Source organism: Listeria welshimeri serovar 6b str. SLCC5334 (genome assembly GCF_000060285.1).
Classification (GTDB): Bacteria; Bacillota; Bacilli; order Lactobacillales; family Listeriaceae; genus Listeria; species Listeria welshimeri.
The window spans coordinates 1,918,810-1,936,069 of record NC_008555.1 but is presented as its reverse complement, the minus strand read 5'-3'; the positions used below and the strand labels follow the sequence as shown (position 1 = coordinate 1,936,069).

Genomic DNA, 17,260 nt, shown 5'->3' with positions numbered 1-17,260 from the left:
AGGAGTTAAGTTTGGTAGAAACATTAGAACAGGAATTTTTAGCGTATATCAAAAAGATGGAAGCTTTGGAAGAAGCACTTGCTTTAGTTTATTGGGATCTTCGTACTGGTGCACCTGCAAAAGGAATGGAAGGCCGCTCTGATGTTATTGGCGTTCTTTCAGAAGAGATTTTTAATATGCAAACGTCTGAAGAAATGGCTGCTTTTATTGCTGGGCTTAACCAAGAAAAAGAAAATCTATCTGAAATTACACGTAAAACTTTAGAAGAATCGCAAAAAACATATGATTTAAATAAAAAAATTCCAAGCAAAGAATATGCAGAATATACGAAATTGGTTGCGCAAGCTGAAACTGCTTGGACAACTGCCCGTGAGCAAAATGATTTTGCGGCATTTGAACCATTTTTAACAAAAATTCTTGAAATGAAGCGCAAGTTTGTGGAGTATTGGGGTTATGAAGAAAATAAATATGACACACTACTAGATCAATATGAGCCAGGCGTGACAGTTTCCGTGCTAGATTCCGTATTTGAAAAAGTACGTGATGGCATTATGGCGATTCGTGAAAAAATCGCAAATGAAGGTGTAAAACCAGATGCGTCCATTTTAAATACCAAAATTTCAGAAGCAAAACAAAAAGAATTTAGTATTCGAATTCTGAACAAAATGGGCTTTGATTTTGAAGCAGGTCGTTTAGATGAAACAGTTCATCCGTTTGCAACTGGCTTAAATACCGGGGATGTACGCATTACAACACGTTACAATGAAAATGATTTTAAAATGGCTGTGTTTGGAACTATTCATGAAGGTGGTCACGCGATTTACGAACAAAATTTTGATCAAGCCCTTGTTGGGACGCCACTTGCAAATGGAGCTTCTATGGGGATTCATGAATCACAATCTTTATTCTATGAAATTATTATTGGCTCTAGCTTGGCGTTTTGGAAGAGTAATTATGCCGATTTTCAAGCAATTACAAAACCAGCTTTTGATCATGTGAAGTTAGAAGATTTCTACCGTGCAGTAAATATCTCTGAAAGTTCCCTTATCCGAATTGAGGCTGATACTCTCACGTACCCCCTTCATATTATGATTCGTTATGAACTGGAAAAAGCACTTATTAATGGTGAATTAGAAGTGAAAGATTTACCAAAAGCTTGGGGCGATAAATACGAAGAATATCTAGGGATTCGTCCAGATAATGATACAAATGGCGTATTGCAAGATATTCACTGGGCTGGCGGAGATTTCGGCTATTTCCCGTCCTATGCATTAGGTTTAATGTATGCCGCGCAGTTCTTCCATCAAATGCAAAAAGAAATTACGAATATTGATGCTATCATTGCTAGTGATGATTATACGGAATTAAAAACCTGGTTAACGGAACATGTTCATACATTCGGTAAAACAAAAAAACCATTAGATATTCTAACAGATACAACAGGAGAAGGCTTGAATCCAACGTATTTACTAGAGCTACTAGAAAAAAGATACGCATATGTTTACCAATTTAATAAGTAAAAAATTTGCTTGACCGTGCTCCTTTGGAAAGCTATAATAAACAACATAACTTAAAACCGAAATACTTATATAATAGTTGCGATTGGGCAACGAGTTTCTACCTGGTTACCGTAAATAACCGGACTATGAGTAGTTGGTATAAAGAAGTCACTCCGAAAATTGGTGGCTTCTATACTGCTTCTCTAAATTTAGAGGAGCAGTTTTTTTATTTTGAAAGGAGAATATCTTTGAAATTACTGGAAGAGTTTATTAAAGAAAAAGGTACCGTTTTACCAGGAAATGTTTTAAAAGTAGATGCATTTTTAAATCATCAAATTGATCCTGGTTTAATGCAAGAAATGGGAAAGGCATTTGCTGAACGCTTCCAAGATTTAGGCATTACAAAAATCGTCACAATCGAATCATCGGGCATTGCACCAGCAGTTTTTGCAGGACTTGCGCTTTCGGTGCCAGTCGTTTTTGCTAGAAAGAAAAAATCAGTGACATTAACAGACAATTTGTATACGAGCACAGTTTATTCGTATACAAAAAAAGAATCAAATGATATTTCCGTATCGAAACAATTTTTAACCGATGCAGATACTATTTTAGTTATTGATGATTTTTTAGCAAATGGTCAAGCAGCTCTTGGGTTACTTGAAATTGCGGAGCTTGCCGGAGCAAAAGTGGCAGGAATCGGAATTGTTATTGAGAAATCTTTCCAGCAAGGTCGAGAACTATTAAATAAAACAGGAATTCCAGTTTACTCACTAGCACGAATTGCCTCACTTGAAAACGAAGGAATTTTATTTTTAGAGGAGGAATAGGAGTAAATGTTAGGTAAAGGGAAAATTGCAGCTTTAGGATTTCAGCATGTTCTAGCTATGTATGCAGGAGCAGTAATCGTTCCGTTATTAATTGGTGGGGCGCTAGGTTTCAATGGAGAAGAAATGACATATTTAGTTTCGATTGATATTTTTATGTGTGGAATTGCAACATTGCTACAATTAACAGTCAATCGTTTCTTTGGGATTGGTTTACCTGTTGTACTTGGGTGTGCAGTTCAGGCGATTGCACCAATTATTTTGATTGGACAAGACATGGGAATTGGCGCAATTTATGGTTCGATTATTGTTTCAGGACTTTTTGTATTATTAATAGCACCTTTTTTCTCCAAAGTTGTGCGGTTTTTCCCTCCTGTTGTGACTGGTTCCGTTGTAACAGTGATAGGTTTAACTCTTATTCCCGTTGCCATTAATAATCTTGCCGGCGGGGCAGGGGCAAAGGATTTTGGTTCGATGTATAACCTCGGTCTTGGTTTTGGGACATTATTATTAATTATTTTAGTATATCGTTTTGGACAAGGTTTTTCGAAAGCTATTGCTGTTTTGATTGGTCTTGTTGGAGGTTCGCTCTTTGCAGCACTTTATAAAGGGATTTCGCTTGGGCCTGTTAGTGAAGCAAGTTGGTTTCATATGCCAAAACCATTTTACTTTGGAACACCGACATTTGAGTGGCCGGCGATTATTACGATGATTTTAATTGCGCTTGTCAGTATGGTAGAATCAACGGGGGTTTATTTTGCTTTATCAGATATTACCGAACGAAAATTAACGCAAAAAGATTTAACTCGTGGTTACCGTGCAGAAGGGCTAGCGATTATGCTTGGCGGAGTTTTTAATACATTCCCTTATACCGCTTATTCACAAAATGTCGGACTTGTTCAGCTTTCTGGCATTAAAACGCGTAAAGTGATTTATGCGGCAGCTGGTTTCTTAATCGTTTTAGGTTTAATTCCAAAAATTGGCGCTGTGACAACGATTATTCCAACGCCAGTTCTTGGTGGCGCGATGGTTGCGATGTTTGGGATGGTTGTTGCGCAAGGTATTAAGATGTTAGGAAAAGTTAATTTTACTTCTCAAGAAAATTTATTAATTATTGCGTGTGCAGTCGGTGTTGGCTTAGGCGTAACGGTTGTACCAGATTTATTTAATGCCTTCCCATCTTTTGTTCGTTTATTTACGAGTAATGGGATTGTAGCTGGAAGTGTTACTGCAATTACACTCAATATTATTTTCAACATGATTCCGCATCGCAACGATAAAAAAGTAGCGGATCCAAAACCACAACATGCCGAGTGAAAAAATAAAACAGTTTTAATTGGGCTATTTTTTCTCATATACTTATAAACATTTATTTATTTGAAAGCGGAATTGGTCTATATCAATTTCGCTTTTTTACTGTTTTTCTAGTTTTGTTTTCAGTAGGCTGGGTATTTTCTAGTAGCTCCAAAAAAGCACGTTTGGGGTAGATAAAGTAAGGGGGAAAAGTAGATGAATGGAAAACAAGTAATGGTTGGTGGTTTGTCTTTACTATTAGTTGGCGCGGGACTGGGAGCATTTGGCAGTACGGCACAAGCAGCGACGGATGATGCTTCTGTTATGCCAGATATTTCTAACAAACAGGTGCTAGTTGGATACTGGCATAGTTGGAAATCAACTGGGAAAGACGGTTATCAACAAGGAACCTCGGCTGATATTGCGCTGAAAGATACACCAAAAGCTTATAACGTGGTAGATGTTTCCTTTATGAAAGGGGACGGAGTAAATCGCATTCCAACATTTAAACCAGTGGGAATAAATGATAGCGATTTCAGAGCGCAAGTAGGTGCGTTAAATAAAGAGGGGCGTGCAGTGCTTCTAGCGCTCGGTGGTGCAGATGGTCATGTGGAACTTAAGGCAGGAGATGAACAGGCATTCGCAAACGAAATTATCCGCCAAGTAGAAACATATGGTTTTGACGGATTAGACATTGACTTAGAACAAAGTGCGATAACAGCAGGGGATAATAAAACAGTTATCCCAGCAGCGTTAAAAATCGTCAAAGATCATTATAAAGCAGAAGGCAAAAATTTCTTAATCACCATGGCGCCAGAATTTCCATATTTGAAACCTGGAAGTGCTTATGAAAGTTATTTAACTTCCTTGGCTAATTATTATGATTATATTGCCCCTCAACTATACAACCAAGGTGGCGACGGTGTCTGGGTAGATGAAACGAACCAATGGATTGCGCAAAATAACGATACATTAAAAGAATCATTCTTATATTATATGGCGGATTCTTTCATTAACGGAACTCGTGGCTATCTGAAAATCCCTGCCAATAAATTTGTCTTCGGCTTGCCAGCAAATGTTGACGCAGCAGCAACTGGTTATGTAAAAGATCCTCAAATCGTTAAAAATGTATTCAATCGTTTGCAAACAAAAGGGACTCCAGTGAAAGGAATTATGACATGGTCTGTTAACTGGGATGGAGGAAAAAATAGCGCAGGAGTTGCCTATAATAATGGATTCTCCAATGCTTATGGTCCGATTGTTGGAACTAAATAAACTAGAAACCGATACCTGGCTTAGAGGGTATCGGTTTTTTTGAAACAATAGACTTGCTTTCATTTTAAAATGGGCGTATGATATAAATCGGAATGATTATTATTTAAGAAAGGAGAAACTTTATGGCTAAAAAATCAAAAGTGGTTAAACATGAACGTCAAAAAGCGCTTGTAGAACAATACGCTGAACTTCGCCGGACACTAAAAGCAGAAGGTCGTTATGAAGAGCTACGCAAATTACCTCGCGATTCCACACCGTCTCGACTACACAATCGTTGCGCCTTAACAGGACGACCACATGGTTATATGCGTAAATTCGGAATGTCACGGATTCGTTTTCGTGAGTTAGCACATCAAGGACAATTACCCGGCGTGAAAAAAGCAAGCTGGTAAAATACTCCTTTTTTCTGCGAGCCAGATATAATTATGCTACAATAGATGGCAGTAGAAGGAAATTGGAGGATTATATATGAACGAAAATCGAGAAAATTTGCTCGTTGTGGATGGAATGGCATTACTATTCCGAGCATTTTATGCAACAGCCGTTTCAAAGCAATTTATGTTTAATCAAAATGGAATTCCAACGAATGGCGTGCAAGGTTTTATGCGTCACATGTTTGCCGCTATTCGTCAAAGCAATCCGACACATACACTTATTTGCTGGGATATGGGTTCACAAACATTTCGTAATGAATTGTATGATGGTTATAAGGCAGGTAGAACAGCTCCACCAGAAGAAATGATTCCACAATTTGATTTAGCAAAAGAAGTAGCTGCAGGTTTTGGTTTTGTCAATTTAGGCGTGCCTGGTTTTGAAGCGGATGACTGCATTGGTACGATTACAGTTCAAACAAGTAATACAATCGCTACAACTGTTTTAAGTGGCGACAAAGACTTACTACAACTAATCCGACCAACTAATGAAGTCTGGATTATGCAAAAGGGATACGGCAATTATAAACGATATAATGAAGCAACATTTTTTGAAGAAATGGGCATTACGCCGAAACAGTTTATTGATGTAAAAGCATTGATGGGGGACACTTCTGATGGATATCCTGGTGTTCGAGGTATTGGCGAAAAAACAGCAATTAAGCTGATTCAAGAATTTGAGTCTATTGAAGGTGTCTTAAATAATCTTGATAAACTTAAACCAGCTCAACAAACAAAAATTCAAGAAGACTTAGCAATGTTAGAACTAAGCCAAAAACTAGCTAGAATTCACACAGAAGTTCCACTAGAAATAAACCTAGCTAATTTGAAATACGACGGTTTTCGTGAAGATGCTTTTAGCGTAGTAGAAAAATACGGATTAAAAACATTGACGCGCGATATCCAATAAAAACAGAAGCAATCTGGTTAATTGATGCCAGTTTGCTTCTGTTTTTTGATAGCTTGACGCGCAAGTTGGTCGGCTTGTTTATTTTGACTTACATTGCGCCACTCAGCAAAAAACAATTCTACAGAATCTGCCATTTCTAAAATAGCTTCTAAATGAGGCTTGAATAAAGGGTTTTTAGCGTGCCGTTTGTGAATAGCTTCAATGGCAACTTTCGAATCAGAGTACAAACGAATGAACGTTGCTTGTGTTTTTAATGCTTCCTCTAGTCCGAGTTTAATAGCGATAAATTCGGCTTCATGATTTGTCATAACAGCAAGTGGAACGGCAAATTGTTCATAAATACCTTCTGCTTTTAAAACAATTCCAGCACCACTTGGACCAGGATTTCCAGCACTTGCTCCATCAACAAATACTTCCATATTATGTCCCTCCTAAAGTGTGAGTAGATGTGGCTTTATTATAGAAGGAAAGCTCTTTTTTTGCAATAAAAAAACCGGCAAATACATACCGGTTTTAAGTCCGTGTCTAATTGGCAACAGGTTTAGGCTTTTTCTACATTAGCTGCCTGAGCGCCGCGATTACCTTCGACAACTTCAAATGTTACCGCTTGGCCTTCTTCTAAAGATTTGTAGCCGTCACCTTGGATCGCTGTGAAGTGAACGAAAATATCTTCGCCGCCGTCTGATTCGATAAAACCGTAACCTTTTTCATTGTTAAACCATTTTACTTTCCCATTTTGCATTGAAATAAATCCTCCTAAGTATGGCTAATAATTGCTAGAATATTTTTTTAAAACGCTTTCATTTAAGCTGAAAAAATTTTTCTAACAAATACTACCTTTTCAGTTCATAGCGTTGCCGCATATGATACTAACACTATAAATCAAAATACCTATAAACGTCAAGCAGATTTCCAATATTTTTTAAATTTTTGGACTTGTAAAGGCTTACTTTTTACTTTTATGTTATATTTTGTTATTAAATTATATATTTTACAGAAAAAAATGCGTAAATGTCCTAGGAGAAATTTCGCTTTAGAAAGGGTAATTACTTTTAGAAAGGCTGATATTATAGTACAATTGGCTATGTGAAAGAATTTAAGTTGGAGGGTAAGAGCTATGCCAACACCTAGTATGGAAGATTATATTGAAAAAATCTATTCCCTTATTGAAACGAAAGGTTATGCCCGGGTTTCGGATATTGCAGATGAACTATTTGTCCATCCTTCTTCTGTAACAAAGATGGTACAGAAACTGGATAAAGATGAATATTTAATTTACGAAAAATATCGTGGATTAATTTTGACACCAAAAGGAACACAAATGGGGAAAAGACTGCTAGAAAGACATGCATTACTAGAAAGTTTTTTGAGTATTATTGGCGTAGATTCGTCCCATATTTATCATGATGTGGAAGGTATTGAACACCATTTAAGTTGGAATTCGATTGACAGAATCGGGAATGTTGTTCAATTTTTTGAAAATCATCCGGATGCGCTTGAGGCGCTTAAGGCAATGGAGACGACGAAACCAGAAACAAATGAATAACGGTAATCCAAGGTTGAGATATTGATTTTTGCGCAATCAGGCTTTACTTTAGAATCAAAATAGTGTTACATCGCTTGGTGTCACGCTTTTTTGATGCTCCGGTGAGCCAAAATATCTTCATTCTTTGTTACAATATACATATTCGGAGGGGATATCATGTCAAATAAAGTGAAATCAGATATTGAAATTGCATCCAAAGCAGAAATTCTACCAGTGACAACTATTGCGAAACATTTAGGGCTTGACGCGGATGCACTCGAACTTTACGGAAAGTATAAAGCAAAGTTATCTTATGATACCATTCACTCGTTAAAAGACCAAGAACCAGGGAAACTTGTTCTTGTGACTGCAATTAACCCAACACCAGCTGGTGAAGGGAAATCTACTGTAACAGTTGGACTTGGGGATGCACTCTCTAAAAAAGACAAAAAAACAGTCATTGCACTTCGGGAGCCATCACTTGGACCTACGATGGGAATCAAAGGTGGGGCAACTGGCGGGGGTTATGCGCAAGTTATTCCAATGGAAGATATTAATTTACATTTTACAGGCGATTTTCATGCGATTACAGCAGCAAACAATGCTTTATCTGCTTTTATTGATAATCATATGCAGCAAGGTAATGAACTAGGCATTGATGGTAGACGTATTGTTTGGAAACGGGTGGTTGATTTGAATGACCGCGCGCTTCGAAAAGTAGTTGTTGGTCTTGGGGGCCCTGTTCAAGGGGTGCCACGTGAAGATGGTTTTGATATTACTGTCGCTTCTGAAATCATGGCAATCATTTGTTTAGCAAGCGATTTAAAAGATTTAAAGAAACGCTTAAGTGAAATTGTGATAGGTTATAATTATAAAAAAGAGCCGATTACCGTTGGCGAAATGGGTTACGAAGGTGCATTAACATTACTATTAAAAGATGCGTTAAAACCTAATTTAGTTCAAACATTAGAACATACTCCAGCAATCGTACATGGCGGGCCTTTTGCGAATATTGCACATGGTTGTAATAGTGTGTCTGCAACAAGTACGGCACTTAGATTAGGTGATTATGTTGTGACAGAAGCGGGCTTTGGAGCAGATCTTGGAGCTGAGAAATTTTTAGACATTAAAGTTCCTGCCCTTGGAAAAGCACCAGATTGTGTTGTCATTGTAGCAACGATTCGCGCGCTGAAAATGCACGGTGGCGCTTTAAAAACAGAACTAAGCGAAGAAAATGTGGAAGCGCTGGCTAAAGGTTTTACTAACTTACAAAAACATACGGAATCTATTCAAACATTCGGTATTCCATATGTAGTTGCGATTAATAAATTTATCACGGATTCGGATGCTGAAGTAGCGAAATTAGAAGCACTTTGCGAAGAACACGGCATTCCTTTCTCCTTAACAGAAGTTTGGGAAAAAGGCGGTGACGGTGGACTTGAACTCGCAGATAAAGTAATTGCAGCAGTAGAAAGTGGAGAAGCAGACTATAATCGTATTTATGATGATGCTTGGTCCATGGAAGAAAAATTGGAAGCAATTGTGACGAAGGTATACGGCGGTATTGGTGTGGAACTTTCTAGTAAGGCACAAAAACAAATCGTGGAATTTAAAAAATATGGTTGGGATCGTTATCCAATTTGTATGGCGAAAACACAGTATTCTTTATCAGATGATCCGACATTACTTGGTCGCCCAACTGATTTTGTGATTCATATTCGCGAATTCATTCCAAAACTCGGCGCTGGTTTTGTCGTTGCTCTCACAGGTGATGTGATGACGATGCCGGGATTACCGAAAAAACCAGCAGCATTAAATATGGATGTTGATGAAAACGGTAATGCACAAGGTCTATTTTAAAACTAAAAGTTCCAAAAGTGGATTCGCGCTTTTGGAACTTTTTTCATCTTAAGGAATTGCTATGTTCTATGTTTTCAGCTAGAATAGATAAGGACAGAACGGAAATGGATGGGACTAAATGAAACAATTAAAAGTGGAAAATTTAACAAAAACATATGGTGAAAAAAGCCTGTTTGAAAATATCTCGCTAACGATAACAGAAGGCGAACGTATTGGTTTAATTGGTGTGAATGGCACAGGGAAATCAACGCTATTACAAATTATTTCTGGAAGTGAATCCGGAGATAAAGGTACTGTCACCAAAGCGAAAGATTATACAATTGGTTATTTGGCGCAGGATCCTGTTTTTAATGAAGAGGATACAGTGCTTTCGGCTGTTTTTGATGGAGATACTGCGGCGCTTCGAGCAATGCGTAAGTATGAAGAAGTATTACTGGCGATGTCACTTGATGCTGAAAATACTAAATTACATGACGCTTATACAGCCGCTAGCCAAGAAATGGATGCTAGTGCGGCTTGGGATATGAACACAGAAGCAAAAACTATTTTGGAAAGACTGGGCATTACTGATTTAACAGCGAAAATCAGCGAGCTTTCTGGTGGCCAACGAAAACGTGTCGGATTGGCCCAAGTCTTAATTGAAACACCAGATTTACTGATTTTGGACGAGCCTACCAACCATTTAGATTTTCAGTCGATTCGTTGGCTGGAAGAATATTTAAATCGGTTCAAGGGTGCTGTCTTGCTTGTGACGCATGATCGTTACTTCTTGGATCGTGTGACAAATCATATGGTGGAACTAGATCGTGGTTCCGCTTATCGTTACGTGGGAAATTACGAAAAATTCATGGAATCTAAAGCTATTCGTATGGAAAATGAAGTCCGTGAATCCGAGAAAAATAAAAACCTTTATCGTAAGGAACTAGCTTGGATGCGTCGTGGTCCTCAAGGTCGTGCAACGAAACAAAATGCCAGACAAGACCGTTTCCATGATTTAGAGAAAAAAGTGAAAACAAAAACCGATGACTCGGAATTGGCAATTGATTTTGTTACTAGCCGTCTCGGAAAAGATGTGTTTGAACTAAAAAACTTAGAAAAACGCTTTGATGAAAAGCAAGTATTACAAGATTTTAGTTTGATTATCCAACCAGGAGAACGCCTTGGTATTACAGGGAATAATGGAACTGGAAAATCAACTTTACTGAATATGTTAGCTGGAAAACTAGCACCTGATGCTGGTGAAGTAATCACTGGACAAACCGTACAAATCGGTTACTATACGCAACAAAATGAAGAAATGGACCCTGATATGCGAATGATTGCTTATTTGCAAGAAGCCGGAGAACAAGTGACGACTTCTGGAGGAGAAGTGATTAGTGTTAGCGCTATGCTAGAGCGTTTCTTATTCCCGCCAAATTCACACGGGAAGAAAATCGGCAGTTTATCGGGTGGTGAAAAACGTCGCTTATTCTTATTACGTATTTTAATGGAACGACCAAACGTTTTACTATTGGATGAGCCTACCAATGATTTAGACACACAAACATTAACCGTTTTAGAAGATTATTTAGAATCATTTAACGGTACAGTTATCACAGTAAGCCACGATAGATATTTCCTTGATAAAGTGGTGAATAAACTACTCGTTTTCCGGGCAATTGGGGAAGTAGAAATTTTCTACGGAGAGTATAGTGATTATTTAAAAGAACTGGAAGCTAAAGGAAAACCAGCAAAATCTATGAAAAAAATGGCAAATACTTCTGTCGAAAAGAAAACACCAGAGAAAAAAGAGAAAGTTAAATTAACCTATCAAGAACAGCTGGAATGGGACGGAATTGAAGAAGCGATTAGCAATCTAGAACAAGCAATTGAATCACTAAATGAAACGCTCGAACAAACCGGAGCAGATTTTACAAAAGCAGCAGAAATTAGCGAACTTATTACTTCGAAAGAATTAGAGCTCGAACAAATGATGGAGCGCTGGGAATTTTTATCACAATATGCGGAATAAGGAGTGCGAACGATGAAACAATATTTGGATTTAGAAAAGTACGTTTTAGAGAATGGAACACAAAAAGGAGATCGCACTGGGACTGGAACAATCAGCACATTTGGTTATCAAATGCGTTTTGATTTGCAAGAGGGCTTTCCTATCATGACAACCAAACGTGTACCATTTAAACTTGTCGTAAGTGAGCTATTATGGTTTTTACATGGAGATACAAATATTCGCTACCTTTTACAGCATAACAATAATATTTGGAATGAATGGGCTTTTGAGCGTTTTGTGAAAAGTGCTGATTATAAAGGCGAAGATATGACTGATTTTGGCCTAAGAGCAGAACGTGATCCGGCGTTTAAAGAAGTGTATCAAGCGGAAATGGAACAGTTTAAAACGCGCATTTTAGAAGATGAAGGATTTGCGAATAAATACGGTGAATTAGGTAATATTTATGGAAAACAATGGCGCGAGTGGAAAACTTCTCAAGGAGAAACGATTGACCAGTTAGCAGATGTGATTGAAATGATTAAAACAAACCCAAATTCTCGCCGCTTAATTGTGTCTGCTTGGAATCCAGAAGATATTCCGAATATGGCTTTACCACCATGCCATTCCTTGTTCCAATTTTATGTAGCGGATGGGAAATTATCCTGCCAATTGTATCAGCGTAGTGCAGATATTTTTCTAGGGGTGCCATTTAATATTGCAAGTTATGCACTTCTGACACATCTTATTGCTCGAGAAGTGGGACTTGATGTGGGCGAATTCATTCATACAATGGGAGATGCACATCTTTATAATAATCATATTGAGCAAGTGAAAGAACAATTATCGAGAACACCGCATGCACTTCCAAAATTAGTGCTTTCAGATAAACCTACAACCATTTTTGATTTTGATGTAGCGGATATTTCCCTCGATGGTTATCATCCAGATCCAGCAATTAAAGCACCGATTTCAGTATAAGGGAGGTTTTCTTGAATGATTATTTTTGTTTGGGCACAAGACCGCGCCGGTAATATTGGAAAAGATAATACAATGCCGTGGCACTTGCCAGGAGATTTACAGTTTTTCAAAAAAACGACAACTGGAAAAACCCTTGTTATGGGTCGCAAAACATATGAATCACTAGGAAAAGCTTTGCCAAATCGAAAAACTATCGTATTAACTCGCGACAAAGAACTTCAACTAGATGATGCGGAAATCCTTCATTCTCGCGAGGAGGTTTTAGCGCTAACACAGACTGGCGAACCGATTTATGTCGTTGGCGGAGCGGAAATTTATCGTTTATTTATGGATGTAGCAGACAAGCTAATTGTGACAAAAATTGATGCCGAGTTCGATGCAGATACGGCTTTTCCAGAAGTTGATTGGGAAAATTTTTCGGAAATAGCAAAAGAACCTCATGAAAAAGATGAAAAAAACAAGTATAATTACACATTTTATACGTATGAAAGAAATTAGTAGAAACGTTGCCTATTTGCGGGCAACGTTTTTCGAGTGGAGTGAAGACTAATTGTTATCAAAAATGGAGATGAATAAGTTAGCGATGCAAGAGAGTGTGGCGCTTCTTGCATGCCCGATTTGTGGCGGAGAACTCATTTTTAACGAGCCACATTCGTTTGTATGTCCAAAGCATCACGGGTTTGATGTTGCAAAACCAGGATACTTACATCTACTCAAACAAGCCCATAAGACAAAATATGATCAAGCATTATTTGAATCGCGTAAAAAAGTGATTGCGAGTGGCTTTTTTGAAAAGATAATCGAACGTTTGACTGAAATTATTGCAGATATAAATAAAAAAGAAATTGTTATATATGATGCAGGTTGTGGTGAGGGAAGTCATTTAGCTCATGTGGTAAATGCGCTTCAAGAAATGGGTCGTAATGTGCGTAGCGTTGGACTAGATATAGCAAAAGAAGGCGTCAAACAGGCTGCACGAGACTATCCAGGGATTGTATGGACAGTAGCTGATTTAGCCAATTGTCCAAACCAAGCAGAAACAGCAGATGTTATTTTAAATATTTTATCGCCTTCGAATTATCAGGAATTTAAACGGCTATTAAAAACAGACGGCTTTTTGTTAAAAGTAGTACCAGAAGCAAATTATTTACGAGAATTACGCGAATTTATTTATGTTGATGAAAAAAGTAGTTATTCGAATGAGTCAGTCATAGCTCGACTGGCAGAAAAATTAACAGTAGAACATGTTGAACGAGTGACCTATAAAGCACCCATTGCCAAAGCATTATTTGCAGATTTTCTTGAAATGACACCACTTGGTTGGCATATTGAAGCAGATAAAAAAAGCGAATTATTAGCCAACCCACCTGAAGAACTGACAGTAGACCTGCAAATCATTATTGCAAATAGAGCACATCTTTTGTAAAATCTATGTGAATTTTGCGCATTTTAAGCTATAATGAAGGGGAAAAATATAGAAGCTGGAGGAATGACATGAATCAATCAGAAACGAAAGCGTTAGAAGCACTGCAAAACGGATCAGACATACGTGGAATCGCTATTGCTACGGAAAAATATCAGATTACGCTAACAGACGAACGTGTTGAAAAGATTGCTTATGGATTTGCGAAATGGCTTAAAGAAGAGAAAAAAGTCGAGGGTAGAGCGAAAGTGGCAATTGGCCATGATAGCCGACTTTCAGCGGAACGATTAAAAACAGCTCTTATAAAAGGACTTACTTATGCGGGTATTGAAATTGTTGATGTAGGACTTGCAACTACACCTGCTATGTTTATGGCAACTCAGTACGAAGATTATAACTGTGATGCCGGGATTATGATCACAGCGAGCCATTTACCTTTTATGTATAATGGACTTAAATTATTTACGAAATCTGGCGGAGCAGAACATGAAGATATTGATTATATTGTCGCTCACGCAGATAAATCTTTCTTAGATAAAAATCAACATTCAGGTAAAGTAACCAATCAAGATTTACTTTCTACATATGCGGCAGATTTAACGGATAAAATTAGAGCAGGTATAACAGATGCAGCGGATAAAATGAGGCCGCTCCAAGGAAGTCATATTATTGTTGATGCGGGAAATGGGGCAGGCGGATTTTTTGCTGAAAAAGTGTTGGCAGAGCTTGGCGCAGACATTTCTGGAAGTCAATTTTTAGAGCCAGATGGTAAATTTCCAAATCATATTCCAAACCCTGATAACGAGGAAGCAATGGCCAGCTTGAAAAAAGCGGTGCTTGCTAGTGGAGCCGATTTGGGCGTGATTTTTGATACAGATGTGGACCGCGCTGCAATTATGGATAAAAATGGTGAAAGTTTAAACCGTAACCCATTAATTGCTGTCATATCTAGCATTATTTTGAAAGAAAAACCAGGAACCACTATTGTGACAGACTCCACAACATCCGGTCATTTACAAGCATTTATCGAAGCAAAAGGTGGTAAACAACATCGCTTCAAACGTGGTTATCGTAATGTTATCAATGAAGCTTTGCGCTTAAATGAAAATGGAACGCCATCGGAAATTGCGATTGAAGTGAGTGGTCATGCAGCATTAAAAGAAAACTATTTCTTGGATGATGGCGCGTATTTGATTGCTAAAATTTTAATGACTTATGCTACATTACGTAAAAATGGTCAAGATTTGCCAGATTTAATAGCGGACTTAAAAGAACCGGCAGAAAGTGAAGAAATTCGTTTAAATATCACAGCATCCGATTTTAAAACATACGGAAAAGAAGTGTTAGCTGATCTTCTTACATTTGTAGAGGAAGATGAAGAGATGGAACTAGAGCCTTCTAACCAAGAAGGTGTTCGTGTAAATACAAGTGGTTCTCTTGGCGAAGGTTGGTTCCTACTTCGAATGAGCTTACACGAACCTGTCATGCCGATGAATTTAGAGAGTGATGAAGCAGGCGGCATTCAAAAAGTGAAAGATCGTTTAGCCAGATTTTTTGCGGATAAAGTAGATTTGAATATGTAAAAGGAGAGAAGCTGATGAATTTCAGCTTCTTTTTGTAATATTGTTAAATTTCTAAATAATGCTATTTGCATAGTATATTATATTTGTGAATATGGTATCATAATAATACAGTAGATAAATACGTCAAAAATAGCTCCTAAGAATACTTATTTTATACGGGAAGTTTGAATATAATACAAAGTGAAGCATCAAAGATAAATTTTTCACGTATTTATTTACTAATAGATAAAAAGGAGATACAACTATGAAAAAACTTAGAACACTTACTTTAATGCTTGCTTTTACTCTGTTCTTATTAGGTGGAGGAATTGTAGTTCAAGCAGCAGATGACGCAACAATCGATGAAAAAGTAGTTGGCGAAACAGTAACAAATGACGGGGAAGATTTTATTGTTGATGAAATTAGTGATTTAGAAGATGTTAATGCAACAGAAGGGACATTAGATACATCTGATGCGGAGGAAGTAGATTTATCAGGAATTGAAGTTATGAAGGATGAACAAGAAATTATTCCTGGCATTAAAAGTATTTTTGGATCAGACGGAAGAAAGCTCGTAACCAATACTACACAATATCCTTATTCTACAAGTACTTATATTTTAATGAAATTTCCAAGTGGAAATGAGTTTAAGGGAAGCGGGCAAATAATTGGTGAGGATTCTGTTCTAACTGCTGCTCACTGCCTATATGATAAAAATGAAGGCGGTTGGGCAACTAAAGTAACAGTCTATCCCGGGTATAATGGCTCAGTTGCGCCTTTTGGTAAAGCCAATGCTAAAAAAATCTATATACCAAAAAAATGGGCAAAAACAGAACCTCCCGCAGAAGATTATGGTGTTATTAAATTGGATAAAAATATAGGGCAAAAAACTGGTACGATGGGTTTAACAACAAATACATCTGGAGCAATTACTATTAGTGGTTATCACCGTGATAAAAATGGTAAATTGTTCACGCAAACAGGAAGTATTTCTAAAACAACGGCAAATAGTGTTTATTACAAATTAGATACAACTGGCGGTAGTAGTGGTAGCGGCGTTTATAACTCTAAAAAACAAATTCTAGCCGTAAATGCTTATGAATATAGAGATCGTTCAGAAGATAACTATGGTACTCGAATAACAAAAGAAAAACTAAACAATATCTATTCGTGGGCATTTGATAACAATCTAGCTGTAAGTAAGCAAAAGGGAATAAATTACGAACTTCATGTCCAAAGTAAAGGATGGATGGGGAACGTTGCCAATAGTACAACATCCGGTACAGTTGGACTTGGTTTGAGAGCAGAAGCAATGAAAATTAGTCTATCTGGGATGCCTTATTCTGGGGATATCCAGTACCGCTCTCATGTACAAGGTAACGGCTGGCAAGGTTGGTTGAAAAATGGTGAAATTTCTGGAACTCGTGGGCAATCGAAACGCCTAGAAGCTTTCCAAGTAAAATTAACTGGAAACATGGCCAAAAACTATACTGTTCAATATAGAGCACATGTTCAAAACAAAGGTTGGCAAAGTTGGGTTAAAGACGGAGCTACAGCTGGAACAACGGGAGAAAGCTTAAGAATAGAAGCGGTACAAATGCGACTAGTTGCAAAATAAATTTAAAAGAATTTGGTGTATTTTACATCAAATTCTTTTTCTTTTCACCAAATTCATTGAAAAAGCGGAGTT

The 17,260-nt window shown here is 37.6% G+C and carries 16 protein-coding genes and 1 riboswitch; of the genes, 14 read left to right on the top strand and 2 right to left on the bottom strand.

Going from position 1 to position 17,260, the window contains the following annotated elements:
- Window positions 1-11: 11 nt before the first annotated feature.
- From LWE_RS09710 to LWE_RS09685, 6 genes are all read left to right on the top strand, one after another.
- Entirely contained in the window at window positions 12-1,520 is a 1,509-nt protein-coding gene (locus tag LWE_RS09710) for a carboxypeptidase M32 (RefSeq protein ID WP_011702671.1), read from the top strand.
- A 45-nt stretch (window positions 1,521-1,565) separates the two neighbouring features.
- A riboswitch (purine riboswitch) is annotated at window positions 1,566-1,666 on the top strand.
- A gap of 81 nt (window positions 1,667-1,747) precedes the next feature.
- Window positions 1,748-2,326 carry a xanthine phosphoribosyltransferase gene (locus LWE_RS09705; RefSeq protein WP_011702670.1) on the top strand — a complete coding sequence of 193 codons (579 nt, stop codon included), beginning with the start codon at window positions 1,748-1,750 and terminating at the stop codon, window positions 2,324-2,326.
- Window positions 2,327-2,332: 6 nt separating this feature from the next.
- Window positions 2,333-3,640, top strand: coding sequence for a nucleobase:cation symporter-2 family protein (locus LWE_RS09700; RefSeq protein ID WP_011702669.1), 1,308 nt, complete (start codon window positions 2,333-2,335; stop codon window positions 3,638-3,640).
- 192 nt (window positions 3,641-3,832) lie between these two features.
- The gene (gene chiA, locus LWE_RS09695; protein WP_011702668.1) at window positions 3,833-4,891 is read left to right on the top strand and encodes a chitinase ChiA; all 1,059 of its coding nucleotides are present in this window, start codon (window positions 3,833-3,835) and stop codon (window positions 4,889-4,891) included.
- Window positions 4,892-5,013: 122 nt separating this feature from the next.
- On the top strand, window positions 5,014-5,283 hold the full coding sequence (rpsN, locus tag LWE_RS09690) for a 30S ribosomal protein S14 (RefSeq protein ID WP_011702667.1): 270 nt from the start codon (window positions 5,014-5,016) through the stop codon (window positions 5,281-5,283).
- A 76-nt stretch (window positions 5,284-5,359) separates the two neighbouring features.
- Window positions 5,360-6,232 (top strand): 5'-3' exonuclease, encoded by an 873-nt coding sequence (locus LWE_RS09685; protein ID WP_011702666.1) that lies wholly within the window; start codon window positions 5,360-5,362, stop codon window positions 6,230-6,232.
- Window positions 6,233-6,249: 17 nt separating this feature from the next.
- On the opposite strand, the gene LWE_RS09680 is transcribed toward LWE_RS09685, so the two are convergent.
- Together LWE_RS09680 and cspD are read right to left on the bottom strand one after the other, a co-directional pair.
- Window positions 6,250-6,651 (bottom strand): ribonuclease HI family protein, encoded by a 402-nt coding sequence (locus LWE_RS09680; protein ID WP_011702665.1) that lies wholly within the window; start codon window positions 6,649-6,651, stop codon window positions 6,250-6,252.
- A 122-nt stretch (window positions 6,652-6,773) separates the two neighbouring features.
- Window positions 6,774-6,974, bottom strand: a complete 201-nt coding sequence (gene cspD / locus LWE_RS09675; RefSeq protein ID WP_003728273.1) for a cold-shock protein CspD — start codon at window positions 6,972-6,974, stop codon at window positions 6,774-6,776.
- 375 nt (window positions 6,975-7,349) lie between these two features.
- Here cspD and mntR point away from each other — a divergent pair, with 375 nt between their 5' ends.
- The 8 genes from mntR to LWE_RS09635 all read left to right on the top strand — a co-directional run bounded on the left by mntR (window position 7,350) and on the right by LWE_RS09635 (window position 17,188).
- Window positions 7,350-7,778, top strand: a complete 429-nt coding sequence (gene mntR / locus LWE_RS09670) for a transcriptional regulator MntR (protein ID WP_011702664.1) — start codon at window positions 7,350-7,352, stop codon at window positions 7,776-7,778.
- Between the two features lie 156 nt (window positions 7,779-7,934).
- Window positions 7,935-9,617 carry a formate--tetrahydrofolate ligase gene (locus tag LWE_RS09665; protein WP_011702663.1) on the top strand — a complete coding sequence of 561 codons (1,683 nt, stop codon included), beginning with the start codon at window positions 7,935-7,937 and terminating at the stop codon, window positions 9,615-9,617.
- A 118-nt stretch (window positions 9,618-9,735) separates the two neighbouring features.
- Complete coding sequence (locus LWE_RS09660) at window positions 9,736-11,628, top strand: ABC-F family ATP-binding cassette domain-containing protein (protein WP_011702662.1); 1,893 nt, start codon at window positions 9,736-9,738, stop codon at window positions 11,626-11,628.
- A 12-nt stretch (window positions 11,629-11,640) separates the two neighbouring features.
- The gene (locus tag LWE_RS09655; protein WP_011702661.1) at window positions 11,641-12,585 is read left to right on the top strand and encodes a thymidylate synthase; all 945 of its coding nucleotides are present in this window, start codon (window positions 11,641-11,643) and stop codon (window positions 12,583-12,585) included.
- A 15-nt stretch (window positions 12,586-12,600) separates the two neighbouring features.
- Window positions 12,601-13,083 (top strand): dihydrofolate reductase, encoded by a 483-nt coding sequence (locus LWE_RS09650; RefSeq protein WP_011702660.1) that lies wholly within the window; start codon window positions 12,601-12,603, stop codon window positions 13,081-13,083.
- Between the two features lie 52 nt (window positions 13,084-13,135).
- Window positions 13,136-14,011, top strand: a complete 876-nt coding sequence (locus LWE_RS09645; protein ID WP_011702659.1) for a putative RNA methyltransferase — start codon at window positions 13,136-13,138, stop codon at window positions 14,009-14,011.
- 68 nt (window positions 14,012-14,079) lie between these two features.
- Window positions 14,080-15,591 (top strand): phosphohexomutase domain-containing protein, encoded by a 1,512-nt coding sequence (locus LWE_RS09640; protein ID WP_011702658.1) that lies wholly within the window; start codon window positions 14,080-14,082, stop codon window positions 15,589-15,591.
- A gap of 244 nt (window positions 15,592-15,835) precedes the next feature.
- Entirely contained in the window at window positions 15,836-17,188 is a 1,353-nt protein-coding gene (locus tag LWE_RS09635) for a trypsin-like peptidase domain-containing protein (protein ID WP_011702657.1), read from the top strand.
- Window positions 17,189-17,260 lie beyond the last annotated feature (72 nt).

Coding starts and splice junctions, on each gene's coding strand:
- cspD (WP_003728273.1), bottom strand. CDS start 6,974: ATGCAAAATGGGAAAGTAAAATGGTTTAACAATGAAAAAGGTTACGGT.
- LWE_RS09660 (WP_011702662.1), top strand. CDS start 9,736: ATGAAACAATTAAAAGTGGAAAATTTAACAAAAACATATGGTGAAAAA.
- LWE_RS09700 (WP_011702669.1), top strand. CDS start 2,333: ATGTTAGGTAAAGGGAAAATTGCAGCTTTAGGATTTCAGCATGTTCTA.
- LWE_RS09665 (WP_011702663.1), top strand. CDS start 7,935: ATGTCAAATAAAGTGAAATCAGATATTGAAATTGCATCCAAAGCAGAA.
- chiA (WP_011702668.1), top strand. CDS start 3,833: ATGAATGGAAAACAAGTAATGGTTGGTGGTTTGTCTTTACTATTAGTT.
- LWE_RS09640 (WP_011702658.1), top strand. CDS start 14,080: ATGAATCAATCAGAAACGAAAGCGTTAGAAGCACTGCAAAACGGATCA.
- LWE_RS09655 (WP_011702661.1), top strand. CDS start 11,641: ATGAAACAATATTTGGATTTAGAAAAGTACGTTTTAGAGAATGGAACA.
- LWE_RS09635 (WP_011702657.1), top strand. CDS start 15,836: ATGAAAAAACTTAGAACACTTACTTTAATGCTTGCTTTTACTCTGTTC.
- rpsN (WP_011702667.1), top strand. CDS start 5,014: ATGGCTAAAAAATCAAAAGTGGTTAAACATGAACGTCAAAAAGCGCTT.
- LWE_RS09685 (WP_011702666.1), top strand. CDS start 5,360: ATGAACGAAAATCGAGAAAATTTGCTCGTTGTGGATGGAATGGCATTA.
- mntR (WP_011702664.1), top strand. CDS start 7,350: ATGCCAACACCTAGTATGGAAGATTATATTGAAAAAATCTATTCCCTT.
- LWE_RS09650 (WP_011702660.1), top strand. CDS start 12,601: ATGATTATTTTTGTTTGGGCACAAGACCGCGCCGGTAATATTGGAAAA.
- LWE_RS09680 (WP_011702665.1), bottom strand. CDS start 6,651: ATGGAAGTATTTGTTGATGGAGCAAGTGCTGGAAATCCTGGTCCAAGT.